This window comes from uncultured Dokdonia sp. (genome assembly GCF_937910895.1).
Lineage (GTDB): Bacteria > Bacteroidota > Bacteroidia > Flavobacteriales > Flavobacteriaceae > Dokdonia.
This window is the reverse complement of record NZ_CALEMI010000137.1, coordinates 1-2,534: the sequence shown is the minus strand read 5'-3', so window position 1 is coordinate 2,534 and position 2,534 is coordinate 1. Positions and strand designations below refer to the sequence as shown.

Genomic DNA, 2,534 nt, shown 5'->3' with positions numbered 1-2,534 from the left:
GTAATGGCGTACTTAAAGATATCCGGGATGTGATGTACAAACGTATCTTAAACCTCAATCTTAGTTTTTATTCAGAAAAGCGTAAAGGGGACACCATTGCGAGGATTACATCTGATGTACTCGAAGTACAGCACTCTTTTCTATCTATTCTAGAATTATTTGTAAGAGAGCCATTGGCAATCCTATTTGCCATAGGAACCATGTTTTTTATAAGTACCCCTTTGACCATATTTGTATTCATCTTTATTCCTGTCGCGGGTTTTATTATTTCTCGTATCGGAAAGACGCTTAAAAAAAGATCTAATCAAGTACAAACTGAGCAAGGCTATTTTCTTTCACTTGTTGAAGAAACATTGGCAAACCTAAAGATCATTAAAGGCTTTAGTGCTGAAGATCGGATGCAAGAGCGGTTTGAACTATCTACAGAGCGTTTTAAAAATTATAGCAATTCTCTTACACATAGACAGAATTTAGCTTCTCCTGTGAGTGAGTTTTTAGGAATTACCGTTATTGGAGTATTGCTTTGGTATGGAGGAAATATGGTGTTAAATGTAGACTCTGGATTAAATGGAGCTACATTTATTGGATACATGGGACTTGCGTATCAAATATTAACACCCGCAAAATCGATAGCAAAAGCAAGTTACTCTGTAAAAAAAGGAGATGCTGCTGCCGCTAGGATATTAGAAATTATAGAGACCGAAACTCAAATACAAGATGCGCCAAATGCCAAAATAGCACCTGCATTTTCTAAAGAAATTAGTTTAGAAAATATCTCATTTAAATACGATCAGGAAACCGTATTAGATCATTTTTCACTAACAGTCCCTAAAGGTCATACCGTTGCACTGGTAGGACAATCTGGTTCTGGAAAAAGTACCATAGCTAATCTAGTGACCCGTTTTTATGATGTGAATGAAGGAGTCATAAAGTTGGATGGTACACCTATCAAAGAAATTACTAAAAAATCATTGAGAGATCAGATGGGATTGGTCACTCAAGATGCAATCCTTTTTAATGATAGTATTAAAAATAATATCAATCTTGGTAAAGAAGGCGCTACAGATGAAGAAATTATTGATGCCTTAAAAATTGCAAATGCTTGGGAGTTTGTAAAAGATTTACCTGAAGGTATCAATACCAATATAGGAGATAGTGGCAATAAATTAAGTGGCGGTCAGAAACAACGCTTATCTATCGCGAGAGCTGTATTAAAGAATCCTCCTATCATGATTTTGGATGAAGCTACTTCTGCATTAGATACAGAAAGTGAACGATTGGTTCAAAAAGCATTAGAAAACATGATGCAAAATAGAACGTCTATAGTCATTGCACATCGCTTATCTACGATTCAAAAAGCAGATCAGATCGTGGTCATGCAAAAAGGAGTGATTGTAGAGCAAGGAAAACATCAAGAATTATTGGACAAAAAAGGAGTCTACCACAATCTAGTTGCTATGCAATCTTTTGAGTAAGGTTGAATACGCTTTCCTGCCTGCCAGCAGGCAGAAAAGCAAAAACAGAAACAAAAAAAAAGCTACTTTTTAAAAAAAGTAGCTTCCTCAGGTTAAGTATAAACTTTATTGATACCACATTTGGGGCTCGCGATATCAAAAAGCGTATGATTAAATCAACTTATGAATTTGGGGTTTCATGTAGGTCGATCATTGTTTAATGATGGTTCAAATATAACAGGATAGTTTTGAATACACAAGCAAATATTGCATTTAATCTATAAAAAAGTGCATTTTGTCGATAATATAAATGCCACTACACCCATAACTCGTTCATTACCAATGAAAAATTAATATTTTTTTAAGATTAAACTTTTTGAAAAAAAAGAAGTCAAAGTATCGTGATGCAAACCCAAATAATAGAAAGTCAGCTTATAGACGACTTAAAGAAGCAACCTAACCATGCTGCTTTTACGATATTGGTAGAAAAATATCAAGAACGTCTATATTGGCATATCCGTCAGATGGTAAAAAATCATGAAGATACAGACGATGTTTTACAGAATGTTTTTATAAAAGTACATCGCAGTATTCATTCCTTTAAAGGAGATAGTAAATTATATACATGGTTATATAGAATTGCAACCAATGAAGCTATTACGTTTTTAAATAAAAGAGCCAAACAATATCATATCTCTAGTGAAGCGTTGCAAGATAGGCTCATTAACTCATTAGAAAGTGACCTCTATTTTGAAGGAGATGAAATCCAGATCCAATTACAAAAAGCCATTCAAACGCTTCCAGAGAAACAACAAACGGTATTTAGAATGAAGTATTTTCAAGATATCACGTATGAAGAACTTAGCGAAATTACTGATACCTCTGTAGGCGCATTAAAAAGTTCGTATCACATTGCAACCAAAAAAATCACAGACTATTTAAAAAGCACCTAGTTCTCAATATAAAGGAGAATATTTATGGAAGATTCTAAAAACATATCAAAAAATAATGACTACAAAGTCCCTGAAAATTATTTTATAAATTTTCAAGAACGCTTACAAGTTCAAATCGAATTTGAAG

General features: G+C 33.7%; 2 protein-coding genes. Both read left to right on the top strand.

Going from position 1 to position 2,534, the window contains the following annotated elements; genetic code table 11:
• Nucleotides 1-1,475: ABC transporter ATP-binding protein (locus tag Q0505_RS16070; RefSeq protein ID WP_299215042.1), on the top strand; the 1,475-nt coding region annotated here is incomplete at its 5' end.
• 383 nt (nt 1,476-1,858) lie between these two features.
• Complete coding sequence (locus Q0505_RS16065; RefSeq protein WP_299215039.1) at nt 1,859-2,407, top strand: sigma-70 family RNA polymerase sigma factor; 549 nt, start codon at nt 1,859-1,861, stop codon at nt 2,405-2,407.
• The last annotated feature ends 127 nt before the right edge of the window (nt 2,408-2,534 follow it).

Excerpts from the sequence above, each read along its gene's own strand:
- Q0505_RS16065 (WP_299215039.1), top strand. The coding sequence starts at position 1,859 with ATGCAAACCCAAATAATAGAAAGTCAGCTTATAGACGACTTAAAGAAG.